Below are 18,232 nucleotides of genomic sequence, written 5' to 3'. Positions count from 1 at the left end.
GACCGCTCCTTTTTATTTTTAGATTATTTTTGTCTTATTGCTCCACGTCTTCGTTCATAACAAGGTCTATGCATCCCCATTAAATCCTCAATTTCACGAGTACTTAATTTCTCTTTTGGTTTTTTCTTCTTTTCTTGCTTGGATTTCTTTTTCCATTCATGTAACTGATTTTTTAACCCCTCCATTACCCCATCTCCCTTTTCAAAATAAAAAGGACACCAATTCATTAAAGCAGCCTTAATTGCTGCTTTAATGAATTGGTGTCCTCTAGTTTTCTAGCTGGACGATATTCGAATGTTGTTTTAAATATCCCAATAGTCACTATTAACATCATTAGTATATTTGCTGATTTCCTTCTCTTTCCCACACTTTTCACATTTGAAATAACTAACTATCCCCATCTTACCAGTTTTAAAATCTTCATTGTCATGACTATTAATAAGTTTATATCTATGTATACATTTAGGTTCTTTTAATTTACCCAACCAATTTCCTAACATAAATTAATCCCTTTCCTCTCGAAGATATTCTTTCTATTCCCATCTTCTTAAGAATACCTTAGAAAATATTTCTAATAAATGTAACTTGGTAGCTTATTTTTCTTTAAACAAAAGGATTATTTTGTTAAAAGATTCATTCCAATTTATAACCACTATCTTTTTCTTATATTTTCCATTAAAATTTAATAGAAATATTTTGATAACAAAGGAGCAACCTATGAAGCATAATATAAATTTTTTGCTGGTATTAAAGGATTCTCTAAAGCAGGTAATTGGATAGCAATGCTTAGAAGCATAGTAACAGTTCTGCTAACATTGTTATTATCAGTGTTTTTAACACTAACTTTAATCGTTGGTTATGCATTAAGTTAAATGTAATTCTTCACGAATAAAACTAAATATTACGTCAATACTATATATGACATTAGATTTTCTCCTTGTTCCCCCTTGGAGATGAGCAGTTAGCTTTTGCTAACTGCTCTTATTTTCTACAATTGGTTTCATTTACCTGATGTATTTAACGTAATATTAAGTTACGATATAAACGAATAAAATATATTTGGCAGTTATACCATTACCCTAGGAAACTAGGGTTTTTATTTCTATAAAATGAAATTTTTATTGTAATTACTCACCCATAGTTTTATATTTTTCAAACATTCCATTCTTCCGGAGAGTATTTACTAGCTGCCTTATCGTTAATTACGTTCTTCCTAATGCTAAAGCAATTCCCTTCACCTTTCCGAATCCATAATACTTACATATGTAGGCTAATTCTTTCGTTGTATACGGCTTCTTATGATTCGGATCGTAATCAGGATGATACTTCATTCGGCCCTGCGCATCATATTGAACTTCCACCCTGATCACTTTCCTTTCAAATGAAGTTTTTATTAAGCTACTTGATAAGCTTTACAAACCCATGATTCATCTTCGTCTGCATCATCCGCAAAGAATATTTCTACCTTCAATTTCAAACCATTCTCCATTACGGCCGTCGCTTCAAATACTCTGCTTATATGGTCAAATTGCTTGATATCCTCGTCCTCAACCATTCCGAATTCTTCTCGGAGACTATCGTAGAATTTTTCTACTGCACTTTCTAAATCATACTGACTTTTATATGTTTGTTCGTGAATTAACTGGACCTCCATTTTCATTCTCCTTTTCTAATAAAATAGCGTTTTTGTTTAGTTTCACTCTAAAAGTAAAATTTTCATTTTTTCATTCAACCAAGTTCATAACATATTCTTTTCCCCCGATAAAATAATGATTAGGTGTCCCATGCGCATTTTATTCACCGGAAATAATACCTTTCACGTACTTACGTATTAGAAACTTCATTTCTGCTTCTTCTCCACTAGCAATTTTGTTCACTTTTTTGATACATTTATGAAACATTCACATGTTATCTTCAATATGTTCTATTCTTTTTGAAAAACCATGTGAGAATACCAAAATAAGAAGCCTTAGAGCCCTAACTCTAGGGCTTCTTGTTTTCAAATAAGGATTTTGCTAAAAAACTACACATTTATTAAGAACATGCATAAAATATAATGTGGTATTCTTTTTCAATATTAATGTTTATCCGAGAGCGCCTTGAATGGCGCTCTTTAATTTCCAAATAACATTTTTAGATAATTACGAGAGCGGATTTTATTATGTTGTACAAGCACTACTTCACTTTATTAAATAGACTATATAGATATCCAAAAGAAGGGAGCTTTAAATTCATATGGCTGATTACTTTTATAAAGATGGTAAAAAATATTATAAAAACCAATCACATTCCAACAATCAAAAAAATAACTGTTTTATTGAAACTCATACGATAGCTGGTTCTGCAGAAAATGCAAATGGAAATATACCTGTGTCAGTTTTCCTTGAAACCACCGCTCCACAAACTGTATTTGAGGATTTTACAAACAATCATAATAAAACATTAATTCAGTTATTCGTTGTCGGTATGAGTGCACCCGTTCAAGTAACTATTCTAACAAGAAGATCTAGCGTACCAATTACTACTACATTACAACCTGTTCAAACAAAAATATTTCAAGTTGAAGATTTTCAAAGTCTTACTCTTACAAAGCAGGAAGGTTCTACTAGTGTAGTTAGTTTATTTGTTCAAAAAACATTTTGTATATACTGTAACGATAATAACGATTCATGTGATGAATATTACCACGAATGTAATTGATATATTAAATCACCAGAAAAACCCTTTATATAAAGGGTTCTTTTTCTTTTCCTTTTACTCCCCTTATTTTACCGTTTTTTATTATGTTTCCTAACTTACAGTAATGTCCTTAAAAAATTTTTCATATATATTTATCAAACGCACTTTAAAATCCCAGAGTTTCAAATAATTTCAAAAGTCGACTGACCAACAATATTCGACTTATCTTTAAAAACTTATTAAAAATAACTTAGATACAAAAAGGCTACGTTTTATATAAGATAAAAAATTATCTTACGCAAAGGAGCTTGATTATTTGTGAATTACCAAAATGATAACAACTCTAACATTCACAAACCTTGTTCTTGTCCATCTCCCACGGCTAACAGTTTAAATGTTGTTCAAACTACCCCATCAATAGTTTCTGTAAACTCTGCGATTCCACTAGATACCGTGGTAAATTCTAATGGTACGGCAATCTCATTCACACCACCAACAACTGTTTTACTTGAAGGTGGAAGAACCTATTTGGCAATCTATGAAGTGCAAGTTATTATTCAACCAGGAGGTAATTCGGCAGGTATAACTATGTATCTGAATAATAATCCTATCATTGGCTCAGGTACTTCTCTAGGATATACAGCCGGATTCACTTCTGTATCAGCACCCGCAATTTTCACAACACCTCCAGGTATAACAAGTACTCTTACTGTTAATGTAGGACCATATTCTAATACATTAAATACGTTGGGCTTAACTCTTGCTGTTGTAGCATTAACATAACAAAATGTAAAACTCTCTAAAATGATTTTATTTGTCCCTTAACTGTCTATTGGGCTAGCCTCTAAGAACTCCCCATAACTACATATAGAAAAAGTACATTATTTGGTTCGATAGTACTAGGTGACTCGGCTAGCACAATTGTTGAGTCACCTATTTTTTTATAATAAAATAACGCTTTTAATTTTATTTCCATGAATACAGCAAAAAAAGAGGCCCTATGGCTCTTTTTTTATTCCTTAATAACAATCTAAATATGATAAAATATATCCATCACTCATATGTCCAAATATTTAATTTTCATAGCACCAAAATTATAACTAGACTTATATATAAATAAAAAAGCACTCATTATGAGTGCTTTTTAAAGGTTATAACCTATCCATTTTTGTCCTAACAATGTATTAATTAAATACCATGCTTGTTTTACTTTAACAGGTTGATAAGCAACATAACCTACTACATTTGGGTTACCAGGATCATTATATAAAGGTTGTTTAGATCCAACATAATTCAATAATTGAGATCCGCCGCTTGTATAAAGATCCGCTTTATGATTTCCGTAAGCCATAACTTTTGAAGAATTGATAGACATAAATGCGAATGCTAGTACAAAAAACACTACAAAAACCTTTTTCATTTTCTTTCCCCCTTGCATTATTTTATATTTCCATTTTTTGCATTACTTAATTTCCAGTATATTGTAAATATAAAATTAGCAGTAACTTACATATCATATCCTATAACTGAATTTGTTCATATATGGTAAAATATATCCATCGCTCATATGTCCAACTATGCAATTTTCAAAGTAGCAACATTACAACTAGACTTATACAATATAATTCAAAACAAAATGAAGGAGTGTTTTAAGTGAAAGGACATATTCGAAAAAGAGGAAATAAGTACTTAGTGTTTTTCTGGTTATAAGACAAAAAAGAAGCAGTAAAAAATGTGGCCAAAAAGATTACGGATTTAAATGAAGGGACTTTTGTGGAACCGTCTAAGCTTACTTTAAAAGACTATCTCGTTCAGTGGCTAGAAATTAAAAGGATGAGTTTAGAAAAGAATACCTACGTTTCTTATAGTAGCAACATAACCCACCATGTTTTACCGAACATGCAGAAAGAAGCAGTAAAAAGTTTTGGTAAAAGTATCTTTGAATAGCTAATGTTTGCATTTTATAAAAAAAGCTAAATAAATCTTGTATGAACAAGGTTTATACATCCTAACACATGTTATCATGTATAATACATATGTTAAGTAAATTCAGAATAACGAGGCAAATATTATGGACTTTGTTTATATTAACCAAAACGTATTAAATAACCTTCTATACATTTTATGTAGTATATTTGTTTTTTATTTCATATATGATAGCAGGCATTATTTGAAAAAATACAAAATATTACTGATTACCCTTTGTTCTAGTATCCCGCTTATTTTATGTATGCGATACCCTATCTATATGGATGAAAGTTGTATTCATGATTTAAGACAAATTCCGGTCATAATAGGTACGCTTTATGGTGGATTCCCTGTCGGTATCATATTGTTTACAATTTTATTAATTACAAGATTTATATTTTATGGCTTTAATATGCTAACAGTCGTTGTTTACGTAATAATGTTCATCGTTACAGCACTCGCATCTTCAAAATTTAATACATATAATAGAAAGCTTAAAGTAGCTTTTTCCATGTTTTTAACCTTTTTCCTAGCAATATTTACAACTGTAATTGTATTAACTTTATCAGATTTTGAAGTGAATAATTTGTATATTATTTATTTCATGGTATTACCGACTACTTTAATGTTATTTATTGTTTATATAAATGAAGTTATAAAAGATGCTGTATTAATGCGCTCAAAATTAATTAAAATGGAAAAAATGGAGATTGTTAGCCAACTCGCTGCAAGTATATCGCACGAAGTAAGGAATCCTTTAACGGTTGTAAAAGGATTTACACAGCTTTTAAAAACACCAAATTTAACTCCTGAATCAAGAGACGAATATATTAAACATATACTTGAAGAGTTAAATCGTGCCCAAGAAATTATCGATGATTACTTAACGTTTGCCAAACCTTCTCCAGAAAAATTAGATCAAATTTCAGTAAAACAAGAGTTAAATCGAGTTATTAATATGATATTGCCATTGTGTAATATGAATACGATACATATTACACAGGATTTTTCTGAGGCAACCATTGTTGGTAATAAACAACACTTTCAACAATGTTTTTTAAACTTAATAAAAAACAGTATTGAAGCAATGCCTAATGGTGGTACCTTAAATATTTCCTCATCTATCAATAATAGTAAAGTTGAAATACGAATTGAAGATAGTGGAGTTGGAATGTCACAGGAGCAAATACATCGATTCGGTGAACCGTATTTTAGTACAAAAACGAAAGGCACCGGTTTAGGTACGATGGTTGCTGTTAAGATTATTGAGACGATGTATGGAAATTTAAAAATCCGAAGTATCGTTAGTAAAGGAACGACTTTAACGATTACGTTCCCAAAATATAGTAAGAATACGCATTAAAACAAATAAAAAAGGAGCATAGTCGCTCCTTTTTTATTTGTTTCGATACATAAGTATCTTCAATGTTTTTTAGTTTACATTTGTGAAGACTAATTAAAAATTAGTATCCTCCGCCCCAGCAGCTGCATCCTACAATTATTAATAGAATGAATAACACAACTAATAAAGCGAAACCTCCACCAAAACCACAAGAACCACCGTAACTCATATTTTCTCCTCCTTTTGGTTTGAAAACTAATAGGTAGTTGATCATTTTAACTGGTTCGTATTATACATTATGTGTATATCCCTTTTTTGAGCATGTCTACATAAAAATAAGTAAAAGCACTCGTTTAAAGAGTGCTTTAAAATGGATACCAAAAGTTTTGAAATACGTTTAATTTTAAATATACGGCAACAGTGAATATGAAAACACCGGCAAATAAAGCGATGAAATCTTCACGTTTCGCCTTACTTGTATAAAACCATGTACGTTTATCCTTCTTTCCAAATCCTCTTAAATCCATTGCATTTGAAACCGTATCTATTCTTTCTAGAGAATGAATGATTAGTGGCCAGAAAATTAAAACACGGTTCTTCATACGAACCCATAAACTTGCTTCTCCTTTTTCAAAAGCCACTCCTCTCGCTTCTTGCGCGTGTTTAATAATTTTATACTCAGACTGGATGTCAGGAATATAACGCAGTGCAATATTTATTGCATATGTAATCTTATAATGAATACCAAATTTATTTAAACTACTTACAAATTCACTTGAATCTGTCGTGTAAATAAAAAGAAGTGTAAATGGTAATAACGTAAAATACTTTAATGAAAGTGTAGCTGCATAAAATAATGTTTCATATGTAATTGTTGCATATCCAATATGTAAAAACGAGGTATATGATTCAGTTAATTCAGATCCATGAGTGGGTGTAATAAATAAAATCATGACAGAGTTTAATAAACTAAATGTAAATATGACACTAAAAACAATTAAAATTTTACGAAATGGAATTTTAGCAATTCCGAGTCCAATACACCCAATAATAAATAAAATTAGCAACAACCTAAAATCAAAAAACAAAAAAGTAATCGTCATACAAAAAATAAATAAAAACAATTTTACTACCCCATCCATACGATGAAAATATGTACTATGCACCTTCCTCCCTCCTATTACTGTCTAAATAAAGCTCCATAAATTTTTCTGGACATACAATCCCACTAAATTTAACAAGCTTGGTTAAAGAACTCTCTCTTAAGTTGGCTCTTTGTAAGGTTTCTTGATCACCAAATACATTAGACACTGTATTATCCGCAATAATTTTCCCTTCATGTAGAACTACTGCACGGTCTGCATATTCTAGTGCGAGATTCATATCGTGAGTGATAAAAACAAATGAGATTCCCTTTTTAGCTAGTTTTTTAATAAACGACATAAATTGTTTATAATGATAATAATCTTGTCCCGCTGTCGGTTCATCTAATATGATAAGCTTGGGATCTATTGTTAATACAGATGCGATTGTTACTCTCTTTTTTTGCCCATAGCTTAGCGCTTGAATTGGCCAATTACGAAATGGATATAAACCACAAATTTTTAAAGTTTCTTCTACTCTATTCTTAATTTCTTCCTTAGAAAAATTATTTAATTTTAATGTAAATGAAACTTCTTCAAAAACAGTGGGCTGTGTAATCATATGATTTGGATTTTGCATCACGTAAGATATGGTTTCCCCACGTTTACGAATAGACCAAGAACTAATATCTTCACCCTCTAACAAGATTTCCCCATTTTTCATTTTGTTTATGCCTATAAGACTATGAGCTAATGTTGATTTCCCTGCTCCATTATGTCCCAACAGTGCCACAATTTCTCCTTCATATATTGAAAGGTTTACATTTTCTAATACTTTTTGTTTATTAGGGTATGAAAATGATAAATTCTCCACTTTAAGTAATTCCTTGTTTTTAGTATTACCTTTTAATATGACTTGTTTCTCCATCCACTCTCTTATAACGTTGCTTACCTTTTCCTTTTGAAGGTTTTCCATTGGATATATTACGTCATTATTACTATCAAAATGTAATCTCTTTAATGCTTCGATGTAAATAGGCTCTCTTAAGCCAATACATGGTAATATATTTGACGCTAAGATTTCTTTTGGTGTTCCTATTGCAATGACTTTACCTTCATCAATTAATATAACTTTGTCTAAATCCAGCTTTAAAATTTCTTCTATTCTATGTTCGATAATAACAATCGTTTTATTATATTGCTCATGTATATCTTTCATAAGTTCTATCGTATGTAAGGCGCTTAGCGGATCTAAGTTCGCTAACGGTTCATCGAACAATAATATATCCGCATTTGTTGTTAATAAACCAGCAAGAGAAACTGTTTGTTTTTGACCTCCTGATAATTCATGTGGACTTTGTTTATGAAACGTATGCATCTTCACCTTTCTTAATGAGTCCGAAACAATCTTTTTCATATCCTCTTGATTTACACATTCATTTTCTAAATAAAAAGCTACATCTTCTTCTACTGTCATACCAATAAATTGAGCATCTTGATCTTGCAAAATTGTTCCCACATGTTTACTCTGTTCAAAAATACTGCCTTCCCTCGGGTCTTTACCGGCAATTAATACGTTACCTGTACTAATCCCTTCATAAGAAAATGGAATTAGCCCATTGATACAATGAGCTAATGTCGACTTTCCTGAACCACTTCGTCCAGCAATTAGCACTTTTTCCCCAGGGTATATATGAAAGGTAATATCACTTAAAGTAGGCTGCGCAGCATGCCCGTATTGAAAGGTGAATTGTTCAAACGAAATAATTGGTTGCATGTTAACATCCCTACTTTTCAATTTTTAAATGTGCATGTTTCTTATTGGATTTCGCCAAGCCAATTGTAAGTGGCAATCCAAGAACTAAGAATACGATAACATCGGAAATTGTTGCTCCTAATACTTGTATAACAATTTTGTCAAATGGTTCTCCCATCACAATAATATCGAATGCCCCAGCAAATATAATAGCAATGACAATACCAACTAACCCAGTAATTGCTAAATAAGAAATATCTCCCTTGTTAAATGAACCGTTTTTCACACTAAAACCAACTCTTTTTTGAATAAGACCCATTGAAAAACCAATAATCCCTGAACTAATAACCCAGCCCCACCAAATCCCCCAGCCAGCAATCGTATCTGTTACGGTATGACCGATAAGTCCGATTAAGAGTCCTGCCACTGGACCAAATAATGCTCCAAAAACAGTTAATATAGCTAATGCTGGTTTAATAAATGTATTCGGTGCAATAGAAAATCCCCAAAGTCCTAATATCCCGTATAAGGCTGCTCCAATCCCGATTGCTACTACTAACTTTGTTGATAATTTATTCATTACAATTCCCCTCTCATATTGGTCAACTTTTATTATTCTATATTTATTTTAAAAATGAATTATGCATCGACACTTCCTTTCTATACAACAAAAAAATGACCTCTTACATAAGAGGTCATTTTCTTTCACGTTCAAGAATCCTCTTATCTTTCAAAAAACACATCGTGTCCTCTGCGGAATTAGCACCTTCCTATAAAATTGCATAGGGGTTGCTGAGGTTTCTTAGGGCCGTTCCCTCCACCTCTCTGGATAAGTATTAATTTGTAATTCGTATTATGGCACTAAAAAGCATAAATTTCAATACTTTTCTAACTATTTTTATTTTTCGTTAAATAGTACTTTTAAATCATTGTATTCTTATCGGAATTATGAAATAATAAATTCAAAATCGTTTCGGGAGGAATGCATTATGAAAGTTATTGGTTTAATTGGGGGATTAAGTTGGGAATCTACATCATTATACTATAAACATATTAATACACTTACACTCTCTCAATACGATCAAAATGCGAAGCTAGTTTTATATAGTATGGACTTTGGAGAAGTAACTACTTTATTACAAAACCATCAATATGAAGAAGTAAAAAATGAACTAGTCACGGTTGCAAAGAAGGTTGAAAAATCTGGGGCTGACTGTTTATTAATGTGTTCAAATACTGTACATCTATTTGCCGAAGAAGTAGAACAAGCAATCTCTATCCCGCTTCTTCACATTGGCGATGTAAGTGCTAAAGAAATGGTAAAACAAAATATAAAACGTATCGGACTATTAGGAACAAAACAAACGATGGAGCAAGATTTCTATAAATCACGATTAGCGAAATATAACATTGAGACAATTATCCCAAATGAAGAGGAAAGAACAGTTATCCATCATGTCATATTAGATGAATTAAGTAAAGGGATCATTTCAGAAGCATCTAAAGAAAAGCTATTACAAATTACAAAGTCATTAATTCAAAACGGCGCTGAAGGTATACTATTAGGCTGTACTGAAATACCTTTACTCATCTCCCAAAATGATCTTACTGTTCCCGTTTTTGATACTGCTTTTTTACATGCAAATACTGCTGTGCAATTTGCTGGATAAGAATATACAAGCATAAAGGTACGAACCTCTATGCTTGTATATAGTTACGACTATTTCCCCCGCTATTTACGGGCAGTAAAACCCCCAACGATTAAAGTTTCACTTTATTTAAAAGAGATTCAATAACTGCAATTACTTCTTTTGAACCACCACATTCTAAAAAGCTATCATTAAGTTTTCGTATACCATGCTTATACTTTTCGTTTGAAAGAACATCTGTTACAGCCTCTTTTAAAGTGTGCACATTAACATGTTCTTTCAATAGTCTACGCGCTGCTTCCAGTTCAGTTAATCTTTGCGCTATCATAGGCTGATCTTTATCATGCGGTATTATTACAAATGGGACATTATAATGAATGGCATCGTGTACGCTATTCATGCCGCCATGTGTAATAAAAACATCCGCTTCATTTAATATTTCTGATTGAGGTACGTATGGAGCAATTATAAAATTATCTGGTGCTTTCTTAATTTTAGAAATATCATTTCTATCACCAATTGCCATTACAACTATCCCATCAAAATCTGAAAAAGTATCAATACAAGTATTAAAGAATGGTTCGAGTCCTTCAAGCAGTGTTCCCATTGAAATATAAATAACTTTCTTCTCTTTAAGTGATTCCAGTGGAAACTTTATATTTGTTTTACGCTTTGAAATACTCGGTCCAATAAAAATGTTATTTTCTCCGAACGATTCGCTATTAGGTTGGAAATAACGACTTGTGTATACGAGACAAACATCACCCTTATTATTCATAAATTGAAGATTATTCTTTGGTTTTACTCCAAATTCATGTTCCATCTGGTTTAGTAATTTTTCAGAGATCTCCTCTGGTTGGAATGGTATATCTGCATTTGAATGAAAAGGTAATGTCTTCAAAAACTCTGAAGGAATTAAAAATATGGGCGAGGACACTACACCTGGAACTTGTAAATACTCCTTTACTAACTCTCCCGCACCAAATATATCATAAATTACGAAATCAAAATTTATGCTTTCACTTAATTGTTTCGTAATTTCTAATATATATAAAGAAGTTTGAACATGCACATGAAAGAAAGCATTTAACCCAGATGAGGTTTCAGCATCAATAGAAATCTCCTTTAATAGATCCGGATGTGTATGTACAGTAGCTCCTAAATCTTCAATCCTATCTTTAAAGTTTGCAGTTGTAATATAATGTACGTTATCCCCTCGTTCAGTAAAGGCTTTCACTAAATTTAATGTAGGGTTTACATGTCCCTCTGCTGGAAAATTAACTACTAAAATATTTAGCACTTATTCCTCACTCCTTACATTTCACTGTTTTAATTAAAGCATACTGTTATTTGTACATGTAATCGTCCCCTAATAGTCCTAAAATGCTTGCTACATTATGTTGATAAATAATTTTCAGTCATCAACATAAAAAAAGCATCTACCTATGTAGATGCCTAACCGTGATAAGGAGTGTTCTGTGAGGTTAGAACAAGCTTCTCTGCTTGTCCTATGCTATCAATATATGATTTATTTTATAAAACGTGAATAGTTAATAGAATTATTTTATCCATTTTATATGATCAAATGGATAAAATACCATTTCTACTTTACCTATTATATTTGACTCATCAATAAGTCCAAGTGTATTCCTACTATCTTTACTATGATTACGATTATCCCCTAACACAAATAATTTATGCGTAGGAACTTTTATTTCTCTCAAATTTGAAAAACGATTGGATACTTGTGACATATCTAAATGTATATACGATTCATCACGCTTTTTACCGTTAATAAATACCTCATCCTCTTTTAGTTGTATGTTATCCCCCGATAATCCAATAATTCGTTTCACATAGTAAGTAGGCTCGTCTTCTTTTTTTATAATGACAACATCTCCATGATGAAAAGACGATAAACAGACGTTTACCTTATTAACAAGTATATAATCTTTTTCATTCAAAGTAGGTTGCATCGAAATTCCTTCTACCATACAAAATAAAAATGACTTATTAATAAAAATAACCCCTATTATAATTAAGATGTAGCTACATATGTTCCTCCAATATTTTAGAATAAACGGCTTCATATATACCTCATTTCTAATCTATTCCCAGATAAAAACGCCTCTAGTTCACATGAATGCTAGAGACGTTTCGTCCATTTTAATTCTCTTTAGAGGCATCTGTTTTTGGCGCTTCACCAGTTAATCGCTTATTTTTCAAATCAAAATAAGCATCTAAAACTTCTTTTCCAATATCGGAGTTAATGCCCGATTTATCATTTTCAACCCACGGTACTACAACAGAAAATGCTACTTCTGGATCATCATATGGCGCATATCCAGCTAATGTTAAGTTATAACATTCTCTACGATCGCCTTTCGCATTTCGCCCAATTTCATTTTCTCCACCATATACAGTTTGTGCGGTCCCTGTTTTACCAGCTGGTTTATATGGTGCTTTTTGGAACGCTCTTACTCCCGTTCCATCTCCTTCTTGAAATACTTTTCTAAATCCTTCTTTTACTTGATTAATATATTCTTGTTTCATATCGATTCTATTTAAAACAACGGGTTCTATTGATTGTACTACTTTACCAACCTCATCTTTTTGAACGGTTTGTTCTCTAATCTCTTGAACAATTTGTGGTTTCATTCGATACCCTCCATTTGCGATAGTCGAAATATATTGTGCAAGCTGAAGTGGTGTATATGTATCATATTGTCCAATAGAATAATCTAATAAGAAACCAGGCTGATTATCTTTTCTTCCAATTTGTCCTGCAGTTTCATTCGGTAAATCAATACCAGTTTGTACGCCTAGTCCAAATTGCCTGAAATAATATCTCATTTTATCAAAATATTCTTGTTTAATATCTAGTGAACTATTTTTCACATAATCCACACCAGCAATTTTTAATGCTATATTAAACATATAAACGTTTGAAGAAACTTGTAACGCTCTTAGATCGTCTATATCACCAAAATTTTTCCAAGACTTCTTTTCCTTAGTTCCTTTAAACTTCATAGGTGCATCATAAAAATGTGTTCCAGGAGTTATTGCATTTGTTTCAAACCCTGTTAACACTGTCGCACCTTTAACCGTTGATCCAAGCTCATATGAACTTGTCAGCGTGCCTAAAGCATAATCTTCTACTTCCATTTTCCCATCTTTTTCTACAAGCCTTTTCCCAGCCATTGATAATACTTGGCCATTTTTAGGATTCATCATCACTACGAAAGCACGGTCTAACATTGATTCTGATCCTTTATATTGTTTTAATATTTTTTCTATACTCTCCTCTACTTTTTTTTGCAATTCCATATCTATGGTTAAAGTTAAATTTTTACCGCTTTTTCCTTCCGAAACCGTTTCCGTTCTCATTGTATTGCCTTGTTTATCAGCAATGCTTCTTACTTCTTTTTTCGTACCATGAAGTACATCTTCGTATTGCTGTTCGATATAACTTTTGCCGACCCTATCATTTCGGCTATAATCACGCACTAAATAATAATCTAATCTTTCACGTGGCAATCCTTCATCAGCATTTGAAACGTTACCAAGAACGGAACGAAATAGACCATCATTTACATAGATTCTCTCCCAATCAACTGATGCGTCTACCCCTGGAAGTTTCGCTAAATTTTCACTAATCACCGCATATTCCTGTTCACTAACGTCCTTTTTAATAATTTGAGGTGCCATCTGAAAACCTGAGGTCATTTTACTTTTAATAGCTAACACTTCTATATCTTTAGCCGTTAGTTCTTGAAGATTTTTATCTGTAACGCGCTTCCTTTTTAAATCTTCTATTTTTTTGTCTAGCTCTTTTCCGGTAATATCCTTATCTCGGAACTTATCTATTTCTTTTTTTGATACTAAGTCTTGAGTAAGTTCTGGATTTAATTGCATCCAAAAGTCTTTCTTATCAGTCTCAGTTAACTTATCTATATCTTCTTGCGGCATTTCAATAATGTCTGCAAGTTGTCTTGCTGATTTTAATATTTCTTCTTGTTTTACACCTTTCACCTTTGTATATGTAATCGTACGTAAAGATTTATTATCAACTACTGGATTTCCTTCACGATCAAATATTTTCCCACGTGGTACAGAAAGGCCCACGGTTGTATTTTCTCTCTTCTCTACTTCATTTTTATATGTTTCTCCATCAAAGATTTGCACTTTTCCTAACTGAATAATGATGCCAGAAAATAATAAAAAAACACAAAGGAATAAAATATTTAACCGGAGAGGTACTACTCTACCACTCTTCTTCTCTTGTTTTTTCACCTTGTCATAATCTCCTCCTTACAATATTCCAAATAATAATCACTTTTCTATATTAAAAGTAATGTACAATTTTTATACATTGCTTTGTACAAATATTAATATAATGTTTAAAACTTAATAGAAATTAAAACAAATGTAAAGAAAAGATAAAGTTTACTAAATTAAATATAAAAAATACCCAATAACAAAAAGATTAGCTTTCACTAATCGCTTTGTTATTGGGTATTAATTGATTTAAGAATTACTACTAGTGCGTATTGCTATACATTTATCGTCACAATTAGAAAAAGATTGTTTACTTTGTACTTTCGGTAAGTAAATTGTTACTGTTGTCCCGACACCAACCTCGCTCATGATACTAATTGTCCCTTGATGACTTTCAATAATTTTATAACTTAACATTAATCCAATACCAGTCCCTTTTTCTTTCGTACTATAAAAAGGTTCACCTAATCTCTTAATTCTTTCTTCAGGTATTCCTATTCCTTCATCTATTACATGAATGATGACACCATCATCATTTATTTCTTTTATGTGAATTGAAATTTCCCCACCATTTGGCATAGCTTCGATTGAATTTTGCAAAATATTAATAAATACTTGTTTCAATTGATTTTCCGAGCATTCAATAATTATATCTTTGTCATCCGTAAATAGTTCAACTTGAATATTTGTCATAATTGCTTTTGTATTCATTAACGATACGACATTTTTAAAAATTTGATAAATATTTTTCTTTTCTGTATTTATCTCATCTGTTTTAGCAATTGACAAAAATTCTTGCAGGATCGCTTCTATCCTTTCAATTTCAGAAAGCATAAGATCAAAATATCTTTCTTGATCTTCTTTATTAATTTGGAATAACTGTATAAAACCTTTAATTACAGTTAAGGGATTTCTTACTTCATGAGCTACCCCAGCTGCTAATTGACCAATTGCTGCAAGCGTATCTGATTTGTTTAGCAATTCTTCTGTCTTTTTTCGCTCTGTAATGTCACGTACAATAATCATAATTTTATCATGTAATAATGGTAAGCACCTAGCTTCAAAGAAATCAATACTTCCATTAAGTGTGAGTGGATATTCTACAATTACATTCGTTCCTTTTTTCTTCACTTGATTAATGGCTTCCTGAAACTGCTGTGCTACTGAAGATGGTAATACTTCGTAAAACTTTTTTCCCATAAAAGCTTCTGCGGGTACGTAAAACTTTGTAGGAGATCCTGCTTTGTAATCTATAATTGTGCCATCATCTTCTGTTAAGAAACATAAATCTGGTAAAGCTTTAAATATTAATTCCAGTTCAGATGTTTGTTGTTTTAACTGCTCTTCTATCGCTTTTAAATGTGTAATATCTACACCAACAGCCCAATAACTATATCCTGTTACAGGAAACTGTTCTGATATATTAGACCACATTATTGTTTTGATTTCACCATTTTTACATGTTAAGTGCATTTCCCAATCTCTGAAATTTTTTCCACAAGTTAAAAATTTCTTTTGTATTTGCTGGCGATAACTATGATCAGGATATAATAATTGAAGTGCATTTGGATTTCCAATTATTTCTTCAGCGGTATAACCTGTTACAATTTCACATTCTCGGTTCCACAAAACAAAATCTCCATTATAATCAAGCGCATCGACCATAACAGGCATGTTTTGTAAAATCGTATGTAGTTCCTCCTCTTTCTGAGAAAGCAACGTTGTTTTTTTACTTTGAATTACTTTTATTGCGCCATCTAAAATTAAACTTGAGAGCATTTCAAAGTATTTTTGACAACTGAAAATTTCGCTTTTTTTGGACCATACAACAAAAGATCCTAAATGTTGATTGTATAAGAAAATGGGGATTTCAATCTTTGGAAGTTTACTCTTAATTATCTCATTCATTCCGAATGAAAAAATACACTCTTTTTCAGCATCAAGAAGTTGATGTGATATGTTAGTTAATTTATAAAATTGTTCTGCCATGGTTTCTATTGTACTCACATCAATAAGTTCCATTAGCCGCGAATTCATTCCTTTTTCACCTCAATATGTAAAATTAATACAAATCTAAAATTCATACTTCTCCATTATACGAAGAAAGCTAGTGTAGGTATATAGCTGTAGAATAATTATTCGCACAAATTTTATTTTTCAATTAAAATAAGAAAAGAATGTATATACTGAATATACCTTTAATTAGTAGATATTTCGTTCATTCCTCCTTACATTCACTGAATTTTTCCTTGAGGGTCATACGCGTCACTAATAACGGTATAAAAATGCAACAAGTATAAAATTCATAAAATATTCACAAATTTCATGAAAAATATAAACATTTATTCCAATATATTCTATATAATGAAATGTAATAAGGCTTCTATGAATCTCATAGAATACCTTACCCCTAATAAAAAAGAAAAAAGAATCCCTTTGGATTCTTTTTTCTTTTTTAATTACATTACATATTTATATAAAGCATGTGCCACACCATGTTCTTCATTTGATAACGTTTCGTATTTACAGATTGTTTTTATTTCTTCAACTGCATTACCCATCGCAATTGATATGTTCGCTTTTTCCATCATAGAAACGTCGTTTAGCCCATCACCTATCGCTACAGTGTTTTCAACTGGAATATTAAGATATTCTGCTAAAGTATATAATCCATTCCCTTTTTGAGCATCTCTATGATTAATCTCTAAATTGTGCCAATATGAAGATGTAATTGCTAAATCTGTATTATGAATAAATGTTTCTTTTAGTTTTTTTAATTTCTCAATATCATAAGAAAATGGTAATAGTTTATGCACATGTATATCTGTTTCTACAATTGGCTTACAACTTTCCGCACTATGAAACGCTGTATGCTCAAGATATAATGCTGCGATTGTTTTTAACTCTTTCAAGTCGAAATTTTCTTTTGAATTCTTCACATACTCAATTTCATTACGTACACTCTCTACTCCATAATCCGGTACATACACACCTTTATCAGTATAAAGCTGATAATATAAACCATTCTCTTCAAGATATTCCACAATTTCAAGTGCCTGCATATTTTGAATTGGATATCTCTTCATCATTTTCTTATCTTTATATATAAGCGCACCATTTTCCGCAATGATTGGACACTCTAAATCAACTTCTAACAATAATCGTTCAATATCAACAATAGAACGTCCAGTACAAATTGCTACAACATGGCCAGCTTCTTGACATGTTCGAATTGCTTCTGCATTTTCTTTACTAATCATTTTATTCCCCGAAAGAAGAGTTCCATCTAAATCAATTGCGATTAATTTCATTATTTCTTCACCACTTTCTATAAATACACGAGTTCTAATTAATTATTAGGTATCGTTTTCATACAATCCTCGTGAGGTACTTCTTATTTATAATTTATGAAAAGCGTTTCAGGTCAAGAAATAATTAAAAATAAAATCCAAAGCTTTTCTTTTTAAAAAGCTTTGGA

The 18,232-nt window shown here is 31.4% G+C and carries 17 protein-coding genes, 3 pseudogenes and 1 riboswitch; of the genes and pseudogenes, 6 read left to right on the top strand and 14 right to left on the bottom strand.

The genetic code is table 11. The features are described 5' to 3' along the window. Positions 1 to 23 precede the first annotated feature (23 nt). Positions 24 to 185 carry a hypothetical protein gene (locus BCG9842_RS31330; protein WP_002082702.1) on the bottom strand — a complete coding sequence of 54 codons (162 nt, stop codon included), beginning with the start codon at positions 183 to 185 and terminating at the stop codon, positions 24 to 26. A 117-nt stretch (positions 186 to 302) separates the two neighbouring features. After that, entirely contained in the window at positions 303 to 500 is a 198-nt protein-coding gene (locus BCG9842_RS12695) for a hypothetical protein (protein ID WP_000901426.1), read from the bottom strand. Positions 501 to 585: 85 nt separating this feature from the next. Here BCG9842_RS12695 and BCG9842_RS32030 point away from each other — a divergent pair. Next, positions 586 to 872: pseudogene (locus BCG9842_RS32030) on the top strand (hypothetical protein). A gap of 255 nt (positions 873 to 1,127) precedes the next feature. Here the strand turns inward: BCG9842_RS32030 and BCG9842_RS12690 are convergent. Together BCG9842_RS12690 and BCG9842_RS12685 are read right to left on the bottom strand one after the other, a co-directional pair. Then, a pseudogene (locus tag BCG9842_RS12690) lies at positions 1,128 to 1,361 on the bottom strand (DNA-entry nuclease). Between the two features lie 32 nt (positions 1,362 to 1,393). After that, on the bottom strand, positions 1,394 to 1,654 hold the full coding sequence (locus tag BCG9842_RS12685) for a hypothetical protein (protein ID WP_000453679.1): 261 nt from the start codon (positions 1,652 to 1,654) through the stop codon (positions 1,394 to 1,396). Between the two features lie 581 nt (positions 1,655 to 2,235). Between BCG9842_RS12685 and BCG9842_RS12680 the strand changes: the two genes are divergently transcribed. Continuing rightward, a complete protein-coding gene (locus tag BCG9842_RS12680) occupies positions 2,236 to 2,700 on the top strand; it encodes a hypothetical protein (protein WP_000796390.1) in 465 nt (154 codons plus the stop codon). Between the two features lie 297 nt (positions 2,701 to 2,997). Next, entirely contained in the window at positions 2,998 to 3,462 is a 465-nt protein-coding gene (locus BCG9842_RS12675) for a hypothetical protein (RefSeq protein WP_001109242.1), read from the top strand. 361 nt (positions 3,463 to 3,823) lie between these two features. On the opposite strand, the gene BCG9842_RS12670 is transcribed toward BCG9842_RS12675, so the two are convergent. Next, positions 3,824 to 4,099 carry a hypothetical protein gene (locus tag BCG9842_RS12670; RefSeq protein WP_000755350.1) on the bottom strand — a complete coding sequence of 92 codons (276 nt, stop codon included), beginning with the start codon at positions 4,097 to 4,099 and terminating at the stop codon, positions 3,824 to 3,826. Positions 4,100 to 4,332: 233 nt separating this feature from the next. Here BCG9842_RS12670 and BCG9842_RS12665 point away from each other — a divergent pair. Then, positions 4,333 to 4,581 (top strand): annotated as a pseudogene (locus tag BCG9842_RS12665) (site-specific integrase); the annotation flags it as partial. A 169-nt stretch (positions 4,582 to 4,750) separates the two neighbouring features. Next, entirely contained in the window at positions 4,751 to 6,010 is a 1,260-nt protein-coding gene (locus BCG9842_RS12660) for a LytS/YhcK type 5TM receptor domain-containing protein (protein WP_015945799.1), read from the top strand. Between the two features lie 100 nt (positions 6,011 to 6,110). Here BCG9842_RS12660 and BCG9842_RS29765 read toward each other — a convergent pair whose 3' ends face one another. The 4 genes from BCG9842_RS29765 to BCG9842_RS12645 all read right to left on the bottom strand — a co-directional run bounded on the left by BCG9842_RS29765 (position 6,111) and on the right by BCG9842_RS12645 (position 9,407). Further along, positions 6,111 to 6,218, bottom strand: a complete 108-nt coding sequence (locus BCG9842_RS29765) for a YjcZ family sporulation protein (RefSeq protein WP_000120182.1) — start codon at positions 6,216 to 6,218, stop codon at positions 6,111 to 6,113. A 136-nt stretch (positions 6,219 to 6,354) separates the two neighbouring features. Further along, positions 6,355 to 7,155: an energy-coupling factor transporter transmembrane component T family protein gene (locus BCG9842_RS12655; protein ID WP_000556365.1), complete on the bottom strand. Its 801-nt coding sequence runs from the start codon at positions 7,153 to 7,155 to the stop codon at positions 6,355 to 6,357. After that, positions 7,148 to 8,848 (bottom strand): ABC transporter ATP-binding protein, encoded by a 1,701-nt coding sequence (locus tag BCG9842_RS12650; RefSeq protein ID WP_001182503.1) that lies wholly within the window; start codon positions 8,846 to 8,848, stop codon positions 7,148 to 7,150. The genes BCG9842_RS12655 and BCG9842_RS12650 overlap by 8 nt, the downstream gene beginning before the upstream one ends. Before the next feature lie 10 nt (positions 8,849 to 8,858). Further along, positions 8,859 to 9,407, bottom strand: coding sequence for an ECF-type riboflavin transporter substrate-binding protein (locus BCG9842_RS12645; protein WP_001038209.1), 549 nt, complete (start codon positions 9,405 to 9,407; stop codon positions 8,859 to 8,861). A 140-nt stretch (positions 9,408 to 9,547) separates the two neighbouring features. Further along, a riboswitch (SAM riboswitch) is annotated at positions 9,548 to 9,663 on the bottom strand. 153 nt (positions 9,664 to 9,816) lie between these two features. Between BCG9842_RS12645 and BCG9842_RS12640 the strand changes: the two genes are divergently transcribed. After that, positions 9,817 to 10,497, top strand: a complete 681-nt coding sequence (locus BCG9842_RS12640) for an aspartate/glutamate racemase family protein (RefSeq protein WP_000864388.1) — start codon at positions 9,817 to 9,819, stop codon at positions 10,495 to 10,497. A 91-nt stretch (positions 10,498 to 10,588) separates the two neighbouring features. Here BCG9842_RS12640 and BCG9842_RS12635 read toward each other — a convergent pair whose 3' ends face one another. The 5 genes from BCG9842_RS12635 to BCG9842_RS12615 form a co-directional block, all read right to left on the bottom strand. Then, positions 10,589 to 11,776, bottom strand: coding sequence for a macrolide family glycosyltransferase (locus BCG9842_RS12635; protein WP_000932152.1), 1,188 nt, complete (start codon positions 11,774 to 11,776; stop codon positions 10,589 to 10,591). 259 nt (positions 11,777 to 12,035) lie between these two features. Beyond that, positions 12,036 to 12,566 (bottom strand): signal peptidase I, encoded by a 531-nt coding sequence (lepB, locus tag BCG9842_RS12630; RefSeq protein WP_002162782.1) that lies wholly within the window; start codon positions 12,564 to 12,566, stop codon positions 12,036 to 12,038. Between the two features lie 76 nt (positions 12,567 to 12,642). Next, the gene (locus tag BCG9842_RS12625; protein WP_000743784.1) at positions 12,643 to 14,769 is read right to left on the bottom strand and encodes a peptidoglycan D,D-transpeptidase FtsI family protein; all 2,127 of its coding nucleotides are present in this window, start codon (positions 14,767 to 14,769) and stop codon (positions 12,643 to 12,645) included. A gap of 234 nt (positions 14,770 to 15,003) precedes the next feature. Continuing rightward, positions 15,004 to 16,791: a PAS domain-containing sensor histidine kinase gene (locus BCG9842_RS12620; protein WP_001088545.1), complete on the bottom strand. Its 1,788-nt coding sequence runs from the start codon at positions 16,789 to 16,791 to the stop codon at positions 15,004 to 15,006. A gap of 422 nt (positions 16,792 to 17,213) precedes the next feature. Beyond that, positions 17,214 to 18,065 (bottom strand): Cof-type HAD-IIB family hydrolase, encoded by an 852-nt coding sequence (locus tag BCG9842_RS12615; RefSeq protein ID WP_000766389.1) that lies wholly within the window; start codon positions 18,063 to 18,065, stop codon positions 17,214 to 17,216. Between the last annotated feature and the right edge of the window lie 167 nt (positions 18,066 to 18,232).

Origin of the sequence: Bacillus cereus G9842, assembly GCF_000021305.1 — a bacterium.
GTDB classification, from domain to species: domain Bacteria; phylum Bacillota; class Bacilli; order Bacillales; family Bacillaceae_G; genus Bacillus_A; species Bacillus_A thuringiensis_S.
This window is presented reverse-complemented; position numbering and strand designations above follow the sequence as displayed.